Origin of the sequence: Levilactobacillus zymae (assembly GCF_032190635.1) — a bacterium.
In the GTDB taxonomy this organism is placed as follows: domain Bacteria; phylum Bacillota; class Bacilli; order Lactobacillales; family Lactobacillaceae; genus Levilactobacillus; species Levilactobacillus zymae_A.
In genome coordinates this window covers 2,024,678-2,043,169 of the sequence record NZ_JAVLAS010000001.1, presented here as the reverse complement: position 1 = coordinate 2,043,169, position 18,492 = coordinate 2,024,678, and the positions used below count along the sequence as shown (strand labels likewise).

Here is an 18,492-nt window from a genome sequence, read left to right as displayed (position 1 = left end):
AGACCCACGCAAATAAAATTTAGGGAATTCAGCGAAAACCCTTGTCATACGGCGTTTTATTTAGTATGATAGTTAAGTGCTGATTTTCAGGGGTGTATTTTGCACTTCTGATCCCGGCTCAAAAGTTTAAGCGATGATGTGGGAGATTGCGACACGCCCGGCCGCTTTGCCATGAGGGCGTGGCGGGAATTCACACGGAGTTAGTCTTATTTTTAAAATAGACGAAGGAGGGAACACAATGGCAAAACAAAAAATTCGGATTCGGTTAAAGGCTTACGAACACCGTATCTTGGATCAATCAGCGGACAAGATCGTTGAAACGGCAAAGAGAACTGGTGCCACTATTTCAGGCCCAATTCCATTGCCAACTGAACGGACGGTCTACACCGTGTTACGTTCACCACACAAGTTCAAGGACTCGCGTGAACAATTCGAAATGCGGACGCACAAGCGTCTGATTGATATCGTTAACCCAACGCCAAAGACGGTCGACTCATTAATGAAGCTTGACCTGCCTAGTGGTGTGGACATCGAAATCAAGTTATAATTTCTAGATTCAAAAATTTAAAACATTAAATCGGAGGTGTACTCATGACCACAAAAGGAATCTTAGGGAAAAAGGTCGGGATGACGCAAGTCTTCACTGATGCTGGCGAATTAATCCCCGTTACTGTTGTCGAAGCAACGCCAAACGTTGTGTTACAAGTTAAGACGATGGAAAACGACGGTTACGAAGCCATCCAACTTGGTTACCAAGACAAGCGTGAAGTACTTAGCAACAAGCCCGAACAAGGTCATGTAGCAAAAGCAAACACGACTCCTAAGCGCTTCATTCGTGAATTCAAAGATGTTGAGCTGGGAGATTACAAGGTAGCTGACGAAGTTAAGGTTGACGTCTTCCAAGCAGGCGACATCGTTGACGTCACTGGTGTCACTAAAGGTCATGGATACCAAGGTAACGTCCACAAAGACGGTCAACGTCGTGGTCCTATGGCTCACGGTTCTCGTTATCACCGTCGTCCAGGTTCTCTGGGTGCCATCATCAACCGGGTTTTCCCTGGTAAGAAGCTCCCAGGTCGGATGGGTAACAAACAAGTTACGATCCAAAACCTGCAAATCGTCAAGGCAGACGTTGACAACAACGTTCTGTTGATTAAGGGTAACGTGCCAGGCGCTAACAAGTCACTCGTCGTTGTGAAGAGTGCTGTTCGTCCCCCACGTCCTAAGCAATCTGAAAAATAAATCGGAAGGGAGGATAATTAAATGACAAGCGTAGCATTATACAAACAAGATGGTAGCCAAAACGGCGACGTTACCTTGAATGCTGATATCTTCGGCATCGAACCTAACGAAAACGTCGTCTTCGACACGATTTTGATGCAACGGGCATCCTTACGCCAAGGAACGCACGCCGTTAAGAACCGGAGTGCTGTTAGTGGTGGCGGTAAGAAGCCATGGCGTCAAAAGGGTACTGGTCGGGCTCGTCAAGGTTCCATCCGTTCCCCACAATGGGTCGGTGGTGGTGTGGTCTTTGGCCCTACCCCTCGTTCCTACAGTTACCGCCTTCCTAAGAAGGTTGGTCGTTTAGCACTTAAGTCCGTTCTTTCCCAAAAGGTTCTGGACGAAAGCTTGGTCGTTATCGACACGTTAGCTTTCGACGCACCTAAGACGAAAGAATTTGCTGCCGTGCTGACTGGTTTGAATGTCACGACGAAGACGTTAGTGGTCTTAGAAGACGACAACACGACGGCTGCTTTAGCTGCTCGTAACTTGGCTAACGTTAAGGTTATCTCAGTGAAGAGCTTAAACGTGCTCGACGTTGCTGATGCTGACAAGTTAGTGATTACTCAACCAGCTCTTTCTCAAGTAGAGGAGGTGCTCGCATAATGGAAGCACGCGACATTATCTTACGCCCCGTTGTCACTGAAGCTTCAATGGCAACCATGGACGACAAGCGTTACACGTTCGACGTTGATGTTCGGACAACCAAGACGCAAGTCAAGCACGCAATCGAAGAAATCTTCGACGTGAAGGTTGTTAAGGTCAACATCATGAACTTAAAGGGTAAGAAGAAGCGGCAAGGACGTTACGAAGGCTACACTAAGAAGCGTCGTAAGGCCATTGTTAGCTTATCTGCCGACTCAAAAGAAATTAAATTATTCAACGAAGAATAATAATCTGATAAATATAGGAGGGAAATAACGTGGCGATTAAGAAATACAAACCAACAAGCAATGGTCGTCGTAACATGACGAGCTTGGTTTACAAAGACGTCATCACTAAGACGACTCCTGAAAAATCATTGCTGAGTTCACAAAGCCACACCGCAGGGCGGAACAACGCCGGTCATATGACTGTGCGTCACCGTGGCGGTGGTAACAAGCGCCAATACCGGATCATCGACTTTAAGCGAGTTAAGGATGATGTTCCTGCAACGGTTAAGGCTATCGAATACGATCCTAACCGGACGGCTAACATTGCTTTATTAGTTTACGCTGATGGGGTTAAGTCCTACATCATCGCACCTAAGGGCTTAAAGGTTGGCGCTCAAGTACAATCCGGTCCCGATGCTGATATCAAAGTTGGGAACGCATTGCCATTGAAGAACATTCCTTTCGGGACTGTAATTCACAACATTGAATTGAAGCCAGGTAAGGGTGGCCAATTGGTTCGCTCCGCTGGAACTTCCGCACAAATCTTAGGTAAGGCCAACGATGACAAGTATGTCTTAGTTCGGTTATCCTCTGGTGAAGTTCGGATGGTCTTAAGTGTTAACCGGGCAACGGTTGGTGCCGTTGGTAACGAAGAACACGAATTAGTTAACGTTGGTAAAGCCGGCCGGAACCGTTGGGCTGGTCAACGTCCTCACGTTCGTGGTTCTGTTATGAACCCTAACGATCACCCACATGGTGGTGGTGAAGGTAAAGCACCAGTTGGGTTACCATCTCCTCTGTCCCCATGGGGTAAGAAGACGGTTGGTAAGAAGACTCGTAAGAAGAACCGGACCGACAAGTTTATTGTTCGTCGTCGTAAGGGTTCTAAGATGTAATTATCCGTTTCTACGGATGATTCGATACCCGGTGATCATCGTATTAAACGATGCGCCACAAGTAGAGGAGGTTTCATAAATGGGTCGTAGTTTGAAAAAGGGACCTTTTGCCGATGCGCACTTGCTGAAGAAGATCGATGCGCAAAAGGATCAAGATAAAAAGGCCGTCATCAAGACCTGGTCCCGCCGGTCTACTATTTTCCCTAGCTTTATTGGTTACACCATCGCTGTTTATGACGGACGGAAGCATGTCCCAGTTTACATTCAAGAAGACATGGTTGGCCACAAGTTAGGCGAATTCGTTCCAACGCGGACATTCCGTGGCCACGGTGGCGACGACAAGAAAACAACAACAACTGCACGATAAGGAGGATTAACTAATGGCTGAACAAGTTACATCAGCACAAGCGACTGCTAAGACGGTTCGGATTGCTGCACGCAAGGTCCGTCTGGTTATCGACCTTATCCGCGGTAAGAGCGTCGCTGAAGCGCTGGCTATCCTTAAGTTCACACCCCGCGGTGCTTCACCGGTTGTGGCTAAGGTTTTAAACTCTGCAATTGCCAATGCAGAAAATAATTTTGACTTAGATCGTCAAGATTTAGTTGTTAGCGAAGCTTACGTCAACGAAGGACCAACCCTCAAGCGGTTCCGTCCTCGTGCCAAAGGCTCTGCTTCACCAATCAACAAGCGTACGAGTCACATTACGGTTGTTGTATCTGAAAAAGAGGAGGGATAACGCGTGGGTCAAAAAGTAAATCCAACCGGATTACGTGTCGGTATCATTCGTGACTGGGAAGCAAAGTGGTATGCTGAAAAATATTTTGCTGCTTACTTACGAGAAGACCTTCAAATCCGTAAATTCATCGAAAAGCGTCTGGAAGATGCTTCTGTTTCCACTGTTGAGATTGAACGGGCTGCAAACCGCGTCAACATCTCAATCCACACTGCCAAGCCAGGGATGGTTATTGGTAAGGGTGGTTCCGAAGTTGAAAACTTACGGAAAGAATTAAATGCTTTGACTGGCAAACGAGTACACATCAACATTGTGGAAATCAAGAAGCCAGACTTAGATGCTAAGTTAGTTGGCGAAAACATTGCTCGCCAATTGGAAGGCCGGGTTGCTTTCCGTCGGGCAATGCGTCAATCCATGCAACGGACAATGCGTTCCGGTGCTAAGGGTGTGAAGACGCAAGTCGCTGGCCGGTTAAACGGTGCTGATATGTCCCGTGTCGAAAGCTATGCTGACGGTACGGTGCCTCTGCACACGTTACGTGCTGACATCGACTATGCTTGGGTAGAAGCCCACACCACTTACGGTTCTTTAGGTGTTAAGACCTGGATCTACCGTGGTGAAATCCTACCTGAAAAGAAAAATAACGGACAAGGAGGGAAATAAGCATGCTGGTTCCTAAGCGAGTAAAGTTCCGTCGTGTCCACCGTGGTAAGCTCCGGGGCGAAGCCAAGGGTGGCAAGAGTGTCGCTTTCGGTGACTACGGTTTGCAGTCGTTAGATTCCCATTGGATTTCTAACCGGCAGATCGAAGCCGCACGTGTTGCGATTACGCGTTACATGAAGCGTGGTGGGAAAGTTTGGATTAAAATTTTCCCTCACAAATCCTACACTGAAAAAGGTGTTGGGGTCCGGATGGGTAATGGTAAAGGTACGCCTGCTGGCTGGGTAGCCCCAGTTAAGCGCGGTAAGGTATTATTCGAAGTCGGCGGTGTTGATGAAGAGACCGCTCGCGAAGCCTTACGTTTGGCTGCCATGAAGCTTCCCGTTCGCACCAAAGTTTTGACCCGAGAGGAAGTAGGTGGCGAATCTAATGAAGACTAAAGACATCAATGAATTAACCACTGCTGAAATGCTCGATAAAGAAAAGAGCTACAAGGACGAATTATTCAACTTGCGGTTCCAATTAGCTACCGGTCAATTGGAAAACACCGCTCGGTTGAAGCAAGTTCGCAAGAACATTGCGCGGATTAAAACCGCTCTTCGCCAACAAGACCTGAACAAGTAGAATACGATAAAAGGAGGCCATTAATACATGAGTGATGTACGTAATCACCGTAAGGTATATCGCGGTCGCGTAGTGTCCGACAAGATGGACAAGACGATCACGGTCGTCGTAAATACGACGAAGACTGACGCACGGTACGGCAAGCGGGTCAAGTACTCCAAGAAGTACAAGGCACATGATGAAAACAACGAAGCCCACACTGGCGACATCGTTGAAATCATGGAAACGCGGCCACTGTCTGCCACTAAGCGGTTCCGTTTAGTTGACATTGTTGAAAAAGCAGTCATTATTTAAGTGTCGTTTTATCGTATTCTGAACTAGAACTGAAGGGAGGACACTAGCTGTGATCCAACAAGAAAGTCGCTTAAAGGTTGCCGATAACTCTGGCGCCCGTGAAATTCTAACGATCAAGGTTCTGGGTGGCTCAAAACGTCGCTACGCCGGAATCGGTGATATCATCGTTGCTACTATCAAACAAGCAACACCAGGTGGCGTTGTCAAAAAGGGTGATGTAGTCAAGGCTGTCGTTGTTCGGACGAAGTCTCGGATCCGTCGGACTGACGGAACTTACATCAGCTTTGATGAAAATGCCGCAGTGCTGATTAAAGATGACAAGAGCCCACAGGGGACTCGGATCTTTGGCCCGGTTGCTCGTGAATTGCGGGATAATGATTTCATGAAGATTATCTCATTAGCACCCGAAGTACTGTAATTAAGAAACGTGTAAACAAGGAGGTGCCCACAGGAATGCTTATTAAAACTGGTGACAAGGTCCGCGTAATCGCTGGCAAGGATAAAGGCAAGGAAGGTACTGTGTCTAAAGTCTTAGCCGCTAAGAACCGCGTGGTTGTCAAAGGCGTCAACATGATTAAGAAACACCAAAAGGCTTCACAAACGAACCCTCAAGGTGGAATTCTTGATGTTGAAGCACCAATTCACGCATCCAACGTTATGCTTATCGATCCATCGAACAACGAACCAACCCGGCTTGGCGTTCGTATCGAAGATGGTCACAAGGTCCGGTTCGCTAAAAAGTCCGGCGAAACCATCGATAAATAATCCACGAAAGGAGGAATAACATTTCATGTCAGCTCGTTTAAAAGAAAAGTACGTTAATGAAATTACGCCATCATTGGTGGATAAGTTCAACTACAGTTCTGTTATGCAAACCCCTAAGATCGACAAGATCGTTTTGAACATGGGTGTTGGGGACGCTGTTTCCAACGCTAAGAACCTGGACGAAGCCGTTGAAGAACTCGGATTGATTTCTGGTCAAAAGCCATTGGTTACTAAGGCCAAGAAGTCTATCGCGACCTTCCGTCTTCGTGAAGGTATGTCCATTGGGGCAAAGGTTACCCTTCGTGGTGACCGGATGTACGAATTCCTGGATAAGTTGATCAACGTGTCATTGCCACGTGTTCGTGACTTCCACGGTGTTAGCACCCGTTCCTTTGATGGACGTGGGAACTACACGCTGGGGGTTAAGGAACAATTGATCTTCCCAGAAATCAACTTTGATAACGTTAACCGTGTCCGTGGTTTGGACATTGTGATCGTTACGACGGCAAACACCGATGAAGAGTCTCATGAATTATTGGCTCAATTCGGCATGCCATTTGCACACTAATAAAAGGAGGTTCACACAAATTGGCTAAGAAATCACAAATTGCTAAGAACAAGCGTCCCGCGAAGTTTTCTACTCAAGCATATACTCGTTGCGAACGTTGTGGACGTCCACACTCTGTTTATCAAAAGTTCCATCTTTGCCGGATCTGCCTACGCGAATTGGCTCACAAGGGTCAAATTCCTGGCATGAAGAAGGCTAGCTGGTAAACTGATTTTTAAACAAAGGGAGGGAAAACGTTAATGTCCATGACTGATCCAATTGCAGACTTCTTGACGCGGATTCGTAACGCCAACATGGTTCGTCACGAATCACTCGAAGTACCTGCATCAACTATTAAGCGTGACATCGCTGAAATCCTGAAGCGTGAAGGGTTCATCCGTAACGTTGAATACATCGACGACGACAAGCAAGGCATCATTCGTGTCTTCTTGAAGTACGGTAAGGATAACCAACGCGTCATCAGTGGTTTGAAGCGTATTTCAAAGCCCGGCTTACGTTCATACGTTAAGGCCGACGCTGTACCAAAGGTATTGAACGGTTTAGGTATCGCCATTATCTCCACCTCTGAAGGGGTTATTACTGATAAAGAAGCGCGGGCCAAGAAAATCGGTGGCGAAGTTCTCGCCTACGTTTGGTAAAAATCTGATAAAGACAGGAGGTGCCTTACAGTGAGTCGTATTGGTTATAAAACGGTTGTTGTTCCTGCCGGCGTTGAAGTTAAGCGTGACGGGAACGAAGTCACGGTCAAGGGTCCTAAGGGTTCCTTAACGCGGACTTTTGCTGCCGACATTACTATGAAGATCAGCGATGGTGCGGTTGATTTCGACCGTCCAAGCAATGACAATAAAATGCGGGCTTTACACGGTACGCAACGTGCCAACCTTAACAACATGGTTGAAGGGGTTGTCAGTGGTTTTGCGAAGACCTTGAAGCTTGTCGGTGTTGGTTACCGGGTTCAATTGAAGGGTAAAGACCTGATCTTGAGCGTTGGTTACTCCAACCCTGTGCACATGGATGTTCCTGAGGACCTTGAAGTTAAGGTTCCCGACAACACCACGATCAACATTGCTGGGATCAGCAAGCAAGAAGTCGGTGACTTTGCTGCCGAAGTTCGTGCCGTTCGTTCCCCAGAACCTTACAAAGGTAAGGGTATCCGTTACGAAAACGAATTTGTTCGGATTCGTGAAGGTAAGACCGGTAAGTAAACTTAAAGCAGCTTAATTGCTGAAATTTTTCAAAGAGGTGACTATTTTGATTACGAAACCAGATAAAAACAAGACGCGTCAAAAGCGTCATGGACGTGTCCGGAACAAAATTTCTGGTAATGCAGAACGCCCACGCTTAAACGTATTCCGCTCTAACAAAAACATCTACGCTCAAGTAATTGATGACGTAGCGGGTGTAACGCTTGTTAGTGCCTCGACGTTAGACGATGGCGTTAATGGTGACAACAAGACCGAACAAGCTAAGGCTGTCGGTGCTTTAGTTGCCAAGCGTGCCGTTGAAAAGAAGATTGAAAATGTTGTGTTTGACCGTGGCGGGTACTTGTACCATGGCCGCGTTCAAGCGCTTGCGGAAGCTGCTCGTGAAAACGGGCTTAAATTTTAATAGTAAGGAGGAATAACCACACATGGCAAAGTTTATTGATCCCGACAAGTTGGAACTAGAAGATAACGTCGTTGCTATCAACCGGATTACCAAGGTTGTTAAAGGTGGTCGTCGTCTGCGGTTCGCTGCTCTTGTCATTGTCGGCGACAAGAACGGTCACGTTGGCTTCGGTACTGGTAAAGCACAAGAAGTTCCCGAAGCGATCCGGAAGGCTGTTGAAGCTGCTCGGAAGAACCTGATCGAAGTTCCAATCGTGGGAACGACCATTCCTCACGAAATTATTGGAAACTACGGTGGTGGGAAGATCTTGTTGAAGCCCGCTGCTGAAGGTTCTGGGGTTGCTGCTGGTGGTGCCGTTCGTTCCGTCATGGAATTAGCCGGTGTTGCCGATGTTACCTCGAAGCGTTTAGGTTCCAACACGCCAGTTAACGCTGTTCGCGCAACGTTTGAAGGCTTAACTCGATTAAAGCGTGCTGAAGAAGTTGCCGCTCTGCGCGGTGTCTCCCTTCAACACTTAGCTGAATAAGGAGGAGTTCTAAGATGGCTCAATTGAAAGTTACTTTAATTCATAGTGCTGCTCACCGCCTCCCTAAACAGCGTAAAATCGTTGAAGCACTTGGTTTAAAGCGGGTTAATAGCTCCGTTTTACAACCAGACAACGAAGCTACTCGCGGTGCGCTTTTCCAAATCGCACATTTAATTAAGGTTGAAGAAGTTAAGTAATATTCATATCATTAAATAAGGAGGTGCGCAATAGCATGAAGTTGAATGAACTAAAACCTGCTGAAGGCTCACGGAAGGTTCGTAACCGGGTTGGCCGTGGTGATTCCTCTGGTAACGGTAAGACCTCTGGTCGTGGCCAAAAGGGTCAAAAGGCGCGTAGCAAGACCCGTTTGGGCTTTGAAGGTGGCCAAATGCCATTGTACCGTCGGATTCCAAAGCGTGGGTTTACCAACATTAACCGTAAGGAATTTGCTGTCGTAAACTTGGCCGCTTTGAACGTCTTTGATGACGGTGCCGAAGTAACGCCAGCTGCCTTGGTAGAAGCTGGTATCGTGAAAAACGAAAAGGCTGGCATCAAGATCTTGGGTAATGGTGACTTAACGAAGAAGTTAACGGTCAAGGCCGCTAAGTTCTCCAAGTCTGCCGCTCAAGCCATTGAAGCTGCTGGTGGTAAGACTGAGGTGATTTAATGCTATCAAGCTTGAAAAACGCCTTTAAGATTAAAGACATTCGTAATAAGATTCTCTTTACTCTATTGGTTTTGATCGTCTTTCGTCTTGGGACCTACATTACGGTTCCAGGCATCAACGCGAAGGCCCTTCAAAGCGTTGCGTCTTCTGGATTGGTTAGTATTTTAGATACCCTTAGTGGTGGTGGGTTGACCAACTATTCCATCTTTGCGATGGGGGTCTCCCCGTACATCACGGCACAAATCGTTATTCAATTGCTACAAATGGACATCGTTCCACGTTTCGTGGAATGGAGTAAGCAAGGTGACGTTGGTCGTCGGAAGTTAAACCAAGCAACGCGGTATCTCGCAATTGTTTTGGCGTTCTTCCAATCTATCGGAATCACGGCCGGTTTCAGTGCGTTAAGCTCACTGAAGCTGGTGGAAAGTCCGAGTGTGGCAACGTACGTTTCGATCGGGTTAATTTTAACCGGTGGGACGATGTTGACCACTTGGATGGGTGATATGATTACCGACCGCGGATTAGGTAACGGGATTTCGATGATTATCTTCGCCGGGATTATTGCCCGGACGCCGAAGTCAGTCTATCAACTTTACCAAACTTACTTCGTCGATGCCGATAAAGGAACGTTATGGAAGAGTGTATTGTTTATTATCGCGCTGATCGTTGTTGTACTCTTAATCGTGACGTTTGTCACCTGGGTCCAACAAGCCGAACGGCGAGTGCCGATTCAATACACGCGGCGGGTATCTGGTTCACCAGATAGCAGTTATCTTCCATTAAAGGTCAACGTGGCCGGAGTTATCCCCGTCATCTTTGCGAGTTCGTTTATTGCCACGCCACAAACTATTTTGATGGCGTTCCAAAATGCGCATTCGCAAGACACGTGGTACCAAGTTCTTTCTGACATCTTTAACATGCAAACGCTGGACGGTGCGATTTTGTATACCGTTCTGATCATTGTGTTCACGTTCTTCTATGCGTTCGTGCAGGTTAACCCCGAAAAGTTATCTGAAAACTTGCAAAAGCAGGGCAGTTATATTCCGGGTGTTTGGCCAGGTCACGAAACACAATCATACGTTTCCAGTCTGTTGATGCGTCTCAGTACCGTTGGGGCCCTCTTCTTAGGATTCGTATCCTTAATTCCGTTGTTAGCCCAAAACCTGTGGAACTTAGATGAATCTATCGGGTTAGGGGGAACTAGCCTCTTGATCGTGGTTGGTGTGGCCATCGAAACGATGCGTCAAGTTGACGGATTGATGATGAAGCGCGAATACGTTGGCTTTATCCAAGGTCCAGAACCAGCTTAATGAGTTTCCAGCGGGTGTGTTGAATTCTTTTAGCACACCTGCTTGTGTTTTTCAGGCGAAGTTTACGAATAAGGAGATTGAACATGACAGCAATGAACTTGATTCTCATGGGACTGCCAGGTGCCGGTAAGGGTACGCAGGCCCAAAAGATTATCGATGAGTTCCACCTACCGCACATTTCTACGGGAGATATCTTCCGTGACGCAATGAAGAACGAAACCGAAATGGGCGTTGCCGCTAAAAAGTTCATTGACCAAGGTGAATTGGTTCCTGATGAAGTAACCAACGGAATCGTGCGGGATCGCTTAGCTCAAGATGATACCGCTAATGGGTTCATGTTGGACGGCTTCCCCCGTTCTTTGGCGCAAGCGGAGGCTCTGGATAGTTTTGGTCCTGAGTTGAACCGGACGATCAATGCGGTGATCAACATTCACGTTGAACCGGATGTGTTGATCGAACGGTTATCCGGCCGGTACATTTGTCGGACTTGTGGGGCAACTTACCACAAGCTCTACCATAATCCTAAAGTTGCAGGCACTTGTGATGTCTGTGGCGGTCATGACTTCTATCAACGTGAAGATGACAAACCGGAAACGGTGAAAAATCGCCTGGCCGTGAACGTGAAAGCGAACACGCCGTTGGTTGATTACTACACCAAGAAGGGTCTGTTATACACGGTTGATGGTAACCGCGACATCGATGACGTTTACGTCGACATTGAAAAGATCCTCAAGAACTTGAAGTAAACCTCAATCTTGCTTTGTTAAAGTAGATGTGGTAAGCTTATTCAGGTTTAGCCTGTAAATGGCGCGCTGTCGCAATTCGCAGGTGCTCGGTGGGGGCAAACACTGTTCCTACCGCTTTTCCGCGTGATTTATACGCAATTAATAAGGGAGGTACTTTCGTGGCGAAAAGCGATGTCATCGAGGTCGAAGGTAAAGTTACCGAAACATTGCCCAACGCAATGTTCCGAGTTGAATTAGAAAACGGTCATGAGATTCTCGCTCACGTTTCTGGGAAGATTCGGATGCATTATATCCGCATCCTGCCTGGTGATCGAGTAACTGTTGAAATGTCACCGTATGACTTGTCTAAAGGCCGGATTACTTATCGTTTTAAGTAATCGGTGAGACAAAAGTAGGAGGGTTATTCATGAAAGTAAGACCATCAGTTAAGCCAATGTGCGAACACTGCAAGGTTATCAAGCGTAAGGGCCGAGTAATGATTATTTGCTCTGCCAACCCTAAGCACAAACAACGCCAGGGTAAGTAATTTAATTTAAATAGGAGGTGCACAAGTAATGCCACGTATTGCTGGAGTGGATTTACCACGTGATAAGCGTATCGCTTATGGTTTGACCTACATTTTCGGGATCGGAATCAACACGGCACACAAGATTGTCGCTGCTGCCGGTGTTTCTGAAGACGTTCGGGTTCGCGATTTAACGCCAGACCAAGAAGATAAGATTCGTGCCGAAGTCGACAAGTACAAGGTTGAAGGTGACTTACGTCGTGAAGTCAGCTTAAACATCAAGGGCCTGCAAGAAATGGGTTCATACCGGGGCATGCGTCACCGTCGCGGTTTACCAGTTCGCGGTCAACACACCAAGAACAACGCCCGCACTCGTAAGGGTAAAGCCGTATCGATTGCCGGGAAAAAGAAGTAATTAAGTAAGGGAGGTCACACACTTTTATGGCAACTAGAAAAACTAGTCGCAAGCGTCGGGTCAAGAAGAATATTGAATCCGGGGTTGCGCACATTCATGCGACGTTTAACAACACTTTAGTGATGATCACTGACGTTCAAGGGAACGCGATCGCTTGGTCATCTGCTGGTGCTTTAGGCTTTAAGGGTAGTCGGAAGTCGACGCCATTTGCTGCACAAATGGCTGCCGAAGCTGCTGCCAAGGCTTCAATGGAACACGGAGTTAAGTCCGTTGAAGTTGCTGTCAAGGGTCCTGGTTCAGGACGTGAAGCTGCTATTCGGGCGATCCAAGCTGCTGGTATCGAAGTTACGGCTATTCGTGACGTGACGCCAGTGCCACATAACGGTACTCGTCCTCCAAAGCGTCGTCGGGTTTAACGTGAGCGTTTCTTTTATGAAGATTACCTTCATGATGGGATTGACTTATAGGAGCTCAACGCGGTTTGAAAGGGGTAAACGATAAGAATGATTGAATTTGAAAAGCCTAACATTCATAAAATTGACGAGAGCAGCAACTACGGCAAGTTTATTGTCGAACCGATGGAACGAGGCTATGGGACAACCCTTGGTAATTCGTTACGTCGGATCTTGCTTTCATCATTACCTGGTGCAGCCATTACCAGCATTCAAATCGACGGGGTTCTGCATGAATTTTCGACTATCGAAGGTGTCGTTGAAGACGTTACGCAGATCATCTTAAACGTCAAGAAGATCGCGCTGAAGCTTAACGGGGCCGATGATCAAGAAGAAACCATGGAGATCAACGTTAAAGGACCCGCACAAGTTACCGCTGGTGACATTGTTGCGGGAGCGGATGTCGATGTGTTGAACCCAGACCTGTACATTGCGACGGTCGCTGACGGGGCAACCTTCCACATGCGTATGACGGCGGATAAGGGTCGCGGCTACGTGTCTGCGGATGAAAACAAAGCGCGGAACACGGAAATGCCAATTGGTGTTTTGGCCGTTGATTCTATTTATACCCCAATCGAACGGGTTAACTACCAAGTAGAGAATACACGGGTTGGCCAACGTGCCGACTATGACAAATTGACCCTGGATGTTTGGACGAACGGTTCAATCAATCCAAGCGAAGCCATTTCATTGGCTGCTAAGATCTTGACCGAACACTTAGCGATGTTCGTCGACCTGACGGATGAAGCGAAGAATGCGGAAATCATGGTTGAAAAGGAAGAAACTCATAAGGAAAAGATGCTTGAGATGACCATCGAAGAGCTCGACTTATCGGTTCGTTCTTACAACTGTTTGAAGCGTGCTGGGATCAACACGGTTCAAGAATTGACTAACAAGACGGAAGCGGACATGATGAAGGTTCGTAACCTGGGTCGTAAGTCCCTGGAAGAAGTTAAGGCTAAGTTAGCTGATTTAGGCTTATCACTTCGGAAAGAAGACTAATTTTAGATACTCAAAGGAGGGTTTCTGGTTATGAGTTACCGTAAATTACAACGGACTAGTTCTCAACGGAAGGCTTTGTTACGCGACTTGACCACTAGTTTGATCTTAAACGGTCGGATCGAAACGACTGAAGCACGTGCCAAGGAAGTCCGCAAGACGGCGGATCAAATGATCACCTTGGGTAAGCAAGGCGACTTGCATGCACGGCGCCAAGCTGCAGCGTTCGTTCGGAACGTGGTTGCTGACGTGAAGGAAGACGGCGATGACATCAAGGTTACTTCTGCATTGCAAAAGCTGTTCAGCGAATTAGCACCGAAGTACGCGGATCGTAACGGTGGTTACACGCGGATCTTAAAGACGATGCCTCGTCGCGGTGATGGTGCTGCAATGGCTATCTTGGAACTGGTTGACTAATTTTAATTAATCATTAGTTTCGGTCTGGTTACGCCGCCTTAGTGTGTAATAATAGGTAACACATAAATCACTAGAACCATGTGGTATAGAGCGCTATGATGATGGAATTCCCGAGTCTAGCTTGAATGGGGGCGAAAGCCTCAGCGCCGCTGGTTTGTTAGTGATTTTTTTGTGTCCATTTTTTTATTGCGAGGGGAGATTTAGGTCGCCCCTACGCGAGATGGTGATTCTCTGGTATAATTAGCGGTGACTTTTCATAGAGAGCGAGGACTTAACGGATGGAAAATATTATTGAAGTACACGACTTAGTTTATCAATATCCTGACGCTAAGCAGCATCCGGCCCTCGACCGGGTGAGCTTTGACGTGCACCCGGGGGAATGGCTCGCGATTGTTGGGCATAACGGGAGTGGCAAATCGACATTAGCTAAGGCCATCGATGGCTTATTACCGTTTACCCAGGGATCCGTTAAGGTGGGGGGCGTGACCCTCACGCCCGAAACGGTGTGGCAAGTACGAGATCAAATTGGAATGATCTTCCAGAACCCCGATAATCAGTTTGTGGGGGCAACGGTGGAAGACGACGTGGCCTTTGGGCTAGAGAACCGGCAGTTACCGCGGACCGAGATGCTAACACGGGTGGCGACAGCTTTGGAACGGGTCGGGATGCGTGAATTCGCTAATCGGGCGCCTAGTTCACTGTCTGGTGGTCAAAAGCAACGGGTGGCTTTGGCCGGAATCGTGGCCATGGCGCCACAAATTTTAATTTTAGATGAGGCCACGAGTATGTTGGACCCTCAAGGTCGCCAGGACATGCTAGCGTTGGTCCAGGACTTACATCGTCAGCAAAACCTGACCGTGATTTCTATCACTCATGATATCGACGAAGCCGCTAGTGCCAATCGCATTTTGGTGATTGATGATGGCCAGTTAATCGCGGAAAACACCCCGGCGGCCATCTTTGCTCAGGGGGACCGGTTGATGACGCTGGGGCTGGACGTCCCCTTTACCGCTAAGCTGGCGGCGGCACTCCGGCAGCGGGGCATTACCCCCCCAGCGGGGTATCAAACGACTCAGGAAATGGAGGAATGGTTGTGGCAATCACTTTCGAACACGTCAGCTACACCTATCAAGCCGGAACGCCCTTAGCGACGCCAGCGTTGACCGATATTTCGTTGACGGTTCCCGACCACGGTTACCTGGCCGTAATTGGGCATACGGGGAGCGGTAAATCGACATTGATTCAGCAGTTAAATGCCTTGTTGAAGCCCACGACGGGGAAATTGATCATCGACGACTTCACGATTACCCCTACAACGACGAATGCTGACTTAAAGCCGTTGCGACAACACGTGGGAATGGTCTTCCAATTTCCTGAAAGCCAATTGTTCGAGGAAACCGTGCAAAAAGATATTGCTTTTGGTCCCCAGAATTTCGGGATGACCGAGGCGGACGCTTTGACCTTGGCCGATCAGATGCTGGCCCAGGTGGGACTGGATGCCAGTTACGCTCAGCGGTCCCCGTTTGAACTTTCCGGTGGGCAGATGCGGCGGGTTGCCATCGCGGGAGTATTGGCGATGCACCCCCAAATCTTAGTCTTGGATGAGCCAACTGCGGGTTTAGATCCGCAGGGACGACAGGAAATGATGGGCTTGTTTGACCGGTTACACAGCGAGCAGGGGTTAACCATTGTTTTAGTCACCCATCAAATGGAAGACGTTGCGCAGTACGCCGAACAGGTTGCCGTAATGCGCCAAGGCCGGTTAGTTGAGGTGGGCTCACCCCAAGAAATCTTTGGCAATCCCGCTAAGTTACGGGCTAATCAGTTAGACGTTCCCCGAGCAGCCCAATTTGCCCAGGCGTTAGCCGCCAAGGGCGTAGTTTGGCCACAAGGGCTGCCCTTAACCGCCGACGCCTTAGCGGATCAGCTGGCCGCTCAATGGCCGAAGGGGGGGACCACACGTGTCTAAGTTTCTTTTTGGGCGCTACCTCCCCCTGAATTCCGTGGTGCACCGTTTAGACCCACGGAATAAACTGATGTTGAGTTTTTGCTATATTATCCTGGTCTTTCTGGCCAATAATTGGTTGAGTTATGCGATCCTGATTGCCTTTACGCTAGGCGCGATCCGGGCTTCCACGATTCGGCTAGGCTTTTTCCTGCGGGGAATTCGGCCATTAATCTGGCTGATTCTCTTCACCGTGGCCCTACAACTATTGTTCAGTCCCGCGGGGGGACACGTGTATTGGCACTGGGCCTTCATCAATATTACCCAGTTTGGGGTGATCAATGCGGGATTCATCTTTATTCGTTTTTTGCTAATTATTATGATGTCCACGTTGTTGACCCTATCTACTCAACCGTTGGATATCGCCACCGGTTTAGCATCGCTAATGACACCGTTGCGCTGGGTTAAAGTCCCCGTCGACACGTTAGCCATGATGCTGTCGATTGCGTTACGGTTCGTGCCCACCCTGATGGATGAGGCCCAAAAGATCATGAACGCCCAGCGCGCCCGCGGCGTCGACTTCGGCGAGGGGGGACTGTTTAAGCAAGCCAAATCGCTACTGCCCCTGATGGTTCCCCTTTTTATGAGTGCGTTTAATCGAGCCGAGGATTTGTCGGTTGCCATGGAAGCGCGTGGTTATCGGGACAGTGAACACCGTAGTCAGTACCGTATTTTAACTTGGCAACGACGGGATACGGTCACTTGGGTGATTTTTTTGATTGGTTTAGCCCTAATTTTGATTTGCCGTCGTTGGTAGGAGAACAAACATGCAACGTTATAAAGTAACTTTAATGTACGACGGTACCGCCTTTGCGGGGTTTCAACGTCAGCCGGATAAGCGGACCGTCGAAGGCGTCTTGACCAAGGTGGTCAATAAAATGGCCAAACAACCCGATCCGGCGATTGTGGTCTACGGCTCCGGCCGAACGGATGCAGGGGTTCACGCTCTTGCCCAGGTGGTGCATTTCGACTTCCCGTTCAACATTCCCGCCGAAAACATGCACAAAGGTCTTAACAGCATGTTACCGTTGGACATGGAAATTTCCCGGGTCGAATTAGCCGCACCGGATTTTCACGCACGTTATGACGTGTCCGGGAAGCGTTACCTTTACCGAATGGACCTAGGGGAGTTTCGTAATCCCTTTAAACGCAACTATACCGGGCATTGGAAATTTCCAGTGGATCTGGGCAAGATTAACAGTGCCTTACAAGATCTGGTCGGCGAACACGATTACACTAGCTTTGTGGCCTCGGGCGCCCAGACGCGGACCTTCGTCCGGACCATCTACGAGGCAACTTGCCGCATTGACGAGCATAACAACGAGCTAATCTTTGAGTTTTACGGCAACGGATTTATGTACAACCAGGTTCGGATTATGGTCGGGGTGTTGGTGGAGATTGGCTCCGGCACCCGGCCCGTCCACGATATCTTGCGACTGTATCAAGTCAAAGATCGTAAGCAGGCCCGGCGCACGGCACCGGCCGCTGGCCTATATCTGAAACACGTGTATTACCTAGGGGAAGATCCGGCACACCCCACGAAGCTACCACCACACCAGCGTTAATTTTAACGTTGGGGGCAAACAATCATTGACTTTAAGCGGAAAACTTTGTATCATGGTTGTTGGTATTGTTTGCCCCACGATAAGCCCCGGAAAGTTTACTTGGTGTCAGACAAACACAGATTTATGGAGGAATTTAACGTGCGTACAACTTATATGGCAAAACCAGGCGACATTGACCGTAAATGGTACATCGTCGACGCAACCGATGTTAGTTTAGGTCGTCTTGCTTCCGTCGTAGCATCTATCTTACGTGGTAAGAACAAGCCAACGTTCACCCCTAACGTGGACACTGGTGATAACGTGATCGTTATCAACGCCAGCAAGATTGCTTTGACTGGTCGTAAGGCAACTCACAAGATCTACTACCACCACACTCACTTTGCTGGTGGCTTGAAGTCACGGACTGCCGGTAACTTCCGGGATGAAAACCCAGAAAAATTGATCGAAACTTCTGTTCAAGGGATGCTTCCTAAGGGTTCATTAGGTCACCAAATGGCATTAAAGCTTCACGTGTATGCTGGTGAAGACCACAAGCACGAAGCCCAAAAGCCAGAAGTATTAGACATTACGAACCTAATTTAAG

Annotated in this window: 34 protein-coding genes; all 34 read left to right on the top strand. The window is 48.1% G+C overall.

What is annotated here, in order from left to right; genetic code table 11:
• The first annotated feature begins 238 nt into the window (after nt 1-238).
• The 34 genes from rpsJ to rplM all read left to right on the top strand — a co-directional run bounded on the left by rpsJ (nt 239) and on the right by rplM (nt 18,491).
• On the top strand, nt 239-547 hold the full coding sequence (gene rpsJ / locus RI501_RS09740; RefSeq protein WP_057733097.1) for a 30S ribosomal protein S10: 309 nt from the start codon (nt 239-241) through the stop codon (nt 545-547).
• Between the two features lie 44 nt (nt 548-591).
• Nucleotides 592-1,242, top strand: coding sequence for a 50S ribosomal protein L3 (gene rplC / locus RI501_RS09735; protein ID WP_313822130.1), 651 nt, complete (start codon nt 592-594; stop codon nt 1,240-1,242).
• A 21-nt stretch (nt 1,243-1,263) separates the two neighbouring features.
• Nucleotides 1,264-1,887 carry a 50S ribosomal protein L4 gene (rplD, locus tag RI501_RS09730; RefSeq protein WP_313822128.1) on the top strand — a complete coding sequence of 208 codons (624 nt, stop codon included), beginning with the start codon at nt 1,264-1,266 and terminating at the stop codon, nt 1,885-1,887.
• Complete coding sequence (gene rplW / locus RI501_RS09725; protein ID WP_313822127.1) at nt 1,887-2,174, top strand: 50S ribosomal protein L23; 288 nt, start codon at nt 1,887-1,889, stop codon at nt 2,172-2,174. The genes rplD and rplW overlap by 1 nt, the downstream gene beginning before the upstream one ends.
• 29 nt (nt 2,175-2,203) lie before the next feature.
• Nucleotides 2,204-3,049, top strand: a complete 846-nt coding sequence (rplB, locus tag RI501_RS09720; protein ID WP_313822125.1) for a 50S ribosomal protein L2 — start codon at nt 2,204-2,206, stop codon at nt 3,047-3,049.
• Between the two features lie 79 nt (nt 3,050-3,128).
• Nucleotides 3,129-3,416, top strand: a complete 288-nt coding sequence (gene rpsS / locus RI501_RS09715; protein WP_313822123.1) for a 30S ribosomal protein S19 — start codon at nt 3,129-3,131, stop codon at nt 3,414-3,416.
• Between the two features lie 13 nt (nt 3,417-3,429).
• The gene (rplV, locus tag RI501_RS09710; RefSeq protein ID WP_024746872.1) at nt 3,430-3,786 is read left to right on the top strand and encodes a 50S ribosomal protein L22; all 357 of its coding nucleotides are present in this window, start codon (nt 3,430-3,432) and stop codon (nt 3,784-3,786) included.
• Nucleotides 3,787-3,789: 3 nt separating this feature from the next.
• Complete coding sequence (gene rpsC / locus RI501_RS09705) at nt 3,790-4,446, top strand: 30S ribosomal protein S3 (protein ID WP_313822121.1); 657 nt, start codon at nt 3,790-3,792, stop codon at nt 4,444-4,446.
• A gap of 2 nt (nt 4,447-4,448) precedes the next feature.
• Nucleotides 4,449-4,883, top strand: coding sequence for a 50S ribosomal protein L16 (gene rplP, locus RI501_RS09700; protein ID WP_313822119.1), 435 nt, complete (start codon nt 4,449-4,451; stop codon nt 4,881-4,883).
• Nucleotides 4,873-5,067 carry a 50S ribosomal protein L29 gene (rpmC, locus tag RI501_RS09695; protein ID WP_057733112.1) on the top strand — a complete coding sequence of 65 codons (195 nt, stop codon included), beginning with the start codon at nt 4,873-4,875 and terminating at the stop codon, nt 5,065-5,067. The genes rplP and rpmC overlap by 11 nt, the downstream gene beginning before the upstream one ends.
• A gap of 27 nt (nt 5,068-5,094) precedes the next feature.
• Complete coding sequence (gene rpsQ / locus RI501_RS09690; protein ID WP_313822116.1) at nt 5,095-5,361, top strand: 30S ribosomal protein S17; 267 nt, start codon at nt 5,095-5,097, stop codon at nt 5,359-5,361.
• 49 nt (nt 5,362-5,410) lie between these two features.
• Nucleotides 5,411-5,779: a 50S ribosomal protein L14 gene (gene rplN, locus RI501_RS09685; RefSeq protein WP_057733116.1), complete on the top strand. Its 369-nt coding sequence runs from the start codon at nt 5,411-5,413 to the stop codon at nt 5,777-5,779.
• A 35-nt stretch (nt 5,780-5,814) separates the two neighbouring features.
• Nucleotides 5,815-6,126, top strand: coding sequence for a 50S ribosomal protein L24 (gene rplX, locus RI501_RS09680; protein ID WP_057733118.1), 312 nt, complete (start codon nt 5,815-5,817; stop codon nt 6,124-6,126).
• A gap of 25 nt (nt 6,127-6,151) precedes the next feature.
• On the top strand, nt 6,152-6,694 hold the full coding sequence (rplE, locus tag RI501_RS09675) for a 50S ribosomal protein L5 (RefSeq protein WP_057733120.1): 543 nt from the start codon (nt 6,152-6,154) through the stop codon (nt 6,692-6,694).
• A gap of 20 nt (nt 6,695-6,714) precedes the next feature.
• Nucleotides 6,715-6,900 (top strand): type Z 30S ribosomal protein S14, encoded by a 186-nt coding sequence (locus tag RI501_RS09670; RefSeq protein ID WP_011668486.1) that lies wholly within the window; start codon nt 6,715-6,717, stop codon nt 6,898-6,900.
• A gap of 33 nt (nt 6,901-6,933) precedes the next feature.
• Nucleotides 6,934-7,332: a 30S ribosomal protein S8 gene (rpsH, locus tag RI501_RS09665; protein ID WP_048735521.1), complete on the top strand. Its 399-nt coding sequence runs from the start codon at nt 6,934-6,936 to the stop codon at nt 7,330-7,332.
• A 30-nt stretch (nt 7,333-7,362) separates the two neighbouring features.
• The gene (rplF, locus tag RI501_RS09660; RefSeq protein ID WP_313822110.1) at nt 7,363-7,899 is read left to right on the top strand and encodes a 50S ribosomal protein L6; all 537 of its coding nucleotides are present in this window, start codon (nt 7,363-7,365) and stop codon (nt 7,897-7,899) included.
• 37 nt (nt 7,900-7,936) lie between these two features.
• Entirely contained in the window at nt 7,937-8,302 is a 366-nt protein-coding gene (gene rplR, locus RI501_RS09655; protein ID WP_045808219.1) for a 50S ribosomal protein L18, read from the top strand.
• A 22-nt stretch (nt 8,303-8,324) separates the two neighbouring features.
• On the top strand, nt 8,325-8,828 hold the full coding sequence (gene rpsE / locus RI501_RS09650) for a 30S ribosomal protein S5 (protein WP_313822108.1): 504 nt from the start codon (nt 8,325-8,327) through the stop codon (nt 8,826-8,828).
• 14 nt (nt 8,829-8,842) lie between these two features.
• A complete protein-coding gene (rpmD, locus tag RI501_RS09645; protein ID WP_011668481.1) occupies nt 8,843-9,025 on the top strand; it encodes a 50S ribosomal protein L30 in 183 nt (60 codons plus the stop codon).
• A gap of 35 nt (nt 9,026-9,060) precedes the next feature.
• Nucleotides 9,061-9,495 carry a 50S ribosomal protein L15 gene (rplO, locus tag RI501_RS09640; protein ID WP_057733125.1) on the top strand — a complete coding sequence of 145 codons (435 nt, stop codon included), beginning with the start codon at nt 9,061-9,063 and terminating at the stop codon, nt 9,493-9,495.
• Nucleotides 9,495-10,805: a preprotein translocase subunit SecY gene (gene secY, locus RI501_RS09635; protein ID WP_313822101.1), complete on the top strand. Its 1,311-nt coding sequence runs from the start codon at nt 9,495-9,497 to the stop codon at nt 10,803-10,805. Before rplO ends, secY begins: the two co-directional genes overlap by 1 nt.
• A 92-nt stretch (nt 10,806-10,897) precedes the next feature.
• A complete protein-coding gene (locus RI501_RS09630; RefSeq protein ID WP_313823200.1) occupies nt 10,898-11,551 on the top strand; it encodes an adenylate kinase in 654 nt (217 codons plus the stop codon).
• A gap of 158 nt (nt 11,552-11,709) precedes the next feature.
• Nucleotides 11,710-11,928 (top strand): translation initiation factor IF-1, encoded by a 219-nt coding sequence (infA, locus tag RI501_RS09625; protein ID WP_011668477.1) that lies wholly within the window; start codon nt 11,710-11,712, stop codon nt 11,926-11,928.
• A gap of 29 nt (nt 11,929-11,957) precedes the next feature.
• Nucleotides 11,958-12,077: a 50S ribosomal protein L36 gene (gene rpmJ / locus RI501_RS09620; protein ID WP_008855781.1), complete on the top strand. Its 120-nt coding sequence runs from the start codon at nt 11,958-11,960 to the stop codon at nt 12,075-12,077.
• 28 nt (nt 12,078-12,105) lie between these two features.
• Nucleotides 12,106-12,471, top strand: coding sequence for a 30S ribosomal protein S13 (gene rpsM / locus RI501_RS09615; RefSeq protein ID WP_313822098.1), 366 nt, complete (start codon nt 12,106-12,108; stop codon nt 12,469-12,471).
• A gap of 26 nt (nt 12,472-12,497) precedes the next feature.
• On the top strand, nt 12,498-12,887 hold the full coding sequence (gene rpsK / locus RI501_RS09610; RefSeq protein ID WP_057804575.1) for a 30S ribosomal protein S11: 390 nt from the start codon (nt 12,498-12,500) through the stop codon (nt 12,885-12,887).
• An 87-nt stretch (nt 12,888-12,974) separates the two neighbouring features.
• Nucleotides 12,975-13,925: a DNA-directed RNA polymerase subunit alpha gene (locus tag RI501_RS09605; RefSeq protein WP_313822094.1), complete on the top strand. Its 951-nt coding sequence runs from the start codon at nt 12,975-12,977 to the stop codon at nt 13,923-13,925.
• A gap of 30 nt (nt 13,926-13,955) precedes the next feature.
• On the top strand, nt 13,956-14,339 hold the full coding sequence (rplQ, locus tag RI501_RS09600) for a 50S ribosomal protein L17 (RefSeq protein ID WP_313822093.1): 384 nt from the start codon (nt 13,956-13,958) through the stop codon (nt 14,337-14,339).
• A gap of 278 nt (nt 14,340-14,617) precedes the next feature.
• On the top strand, nt 14,618-15,487 hold the full coding sequence (locus RI501_RS09595) for an energy-coupling factor ABC transporter ATP-binding protein (RefSeq protein ID WP_313822091.1): 870 nt from the start codon (nt 14,618-14,620) through the stop codon (nt 15,485-15,487).
• Nucleotides 15,433-16,308 (top strand): energy-coupling factor ABC transporter ATP-binding protein, encoded by an 876-nt coding sequence (locus tag RI501_RS09590; RefSeq protein ID WP_313822089.1) that lies wholly within the window; start codon nt 15,433-15,435, stop codon nt 16,306-16,308. The genes RI501_RS09595 and RI501_RS09590 overlap by 55 nt, the downstream gene beginning before the upstream one ends.
• Nucleotides 16,301-17,101, top strand: coding sequence for an energy-coupling factor transporter transmembrane component T family protein (locus tag RI501_RS09585; protein ID WP_313822087.1), 801 nt, complete (start codon nt 16,301-16,303; stop codon nt 17,099-17,101). Before RI501_RS09590 ends, RI501_RS09585 begins: the two co-directional genes overlap by 8 nt.
• A 10-nt stretch (nt 17,102-17,111) precedes the next feature.
• Nucleotides 17,112-17,909, top strand: coding sequence for a tRNA pseudouridine(38-40) synthase TruA (gene truA / locus RI501_RS09580; RefSeq protein WP_313822085.1), 798 nt, complete (start codon nt 17,112-17,114; stop codon nt 17,907-17,909).
• Nucleotides 17,910-18,047: 138 nt separating this feature from the next.
• Nucleotides 18,048-18,491, top strand: coding sequence for a 50S ribosomal protein L13 (gene rplM, locus RI501_RS09575; RefSeq protein WP_313822082.1), 444 nt, complete (start codon nt 18,048-18,050; stop codon nt 18,489-18,491).
• Nucleotide 18,492: the final 1 nt, after the last annotated feature.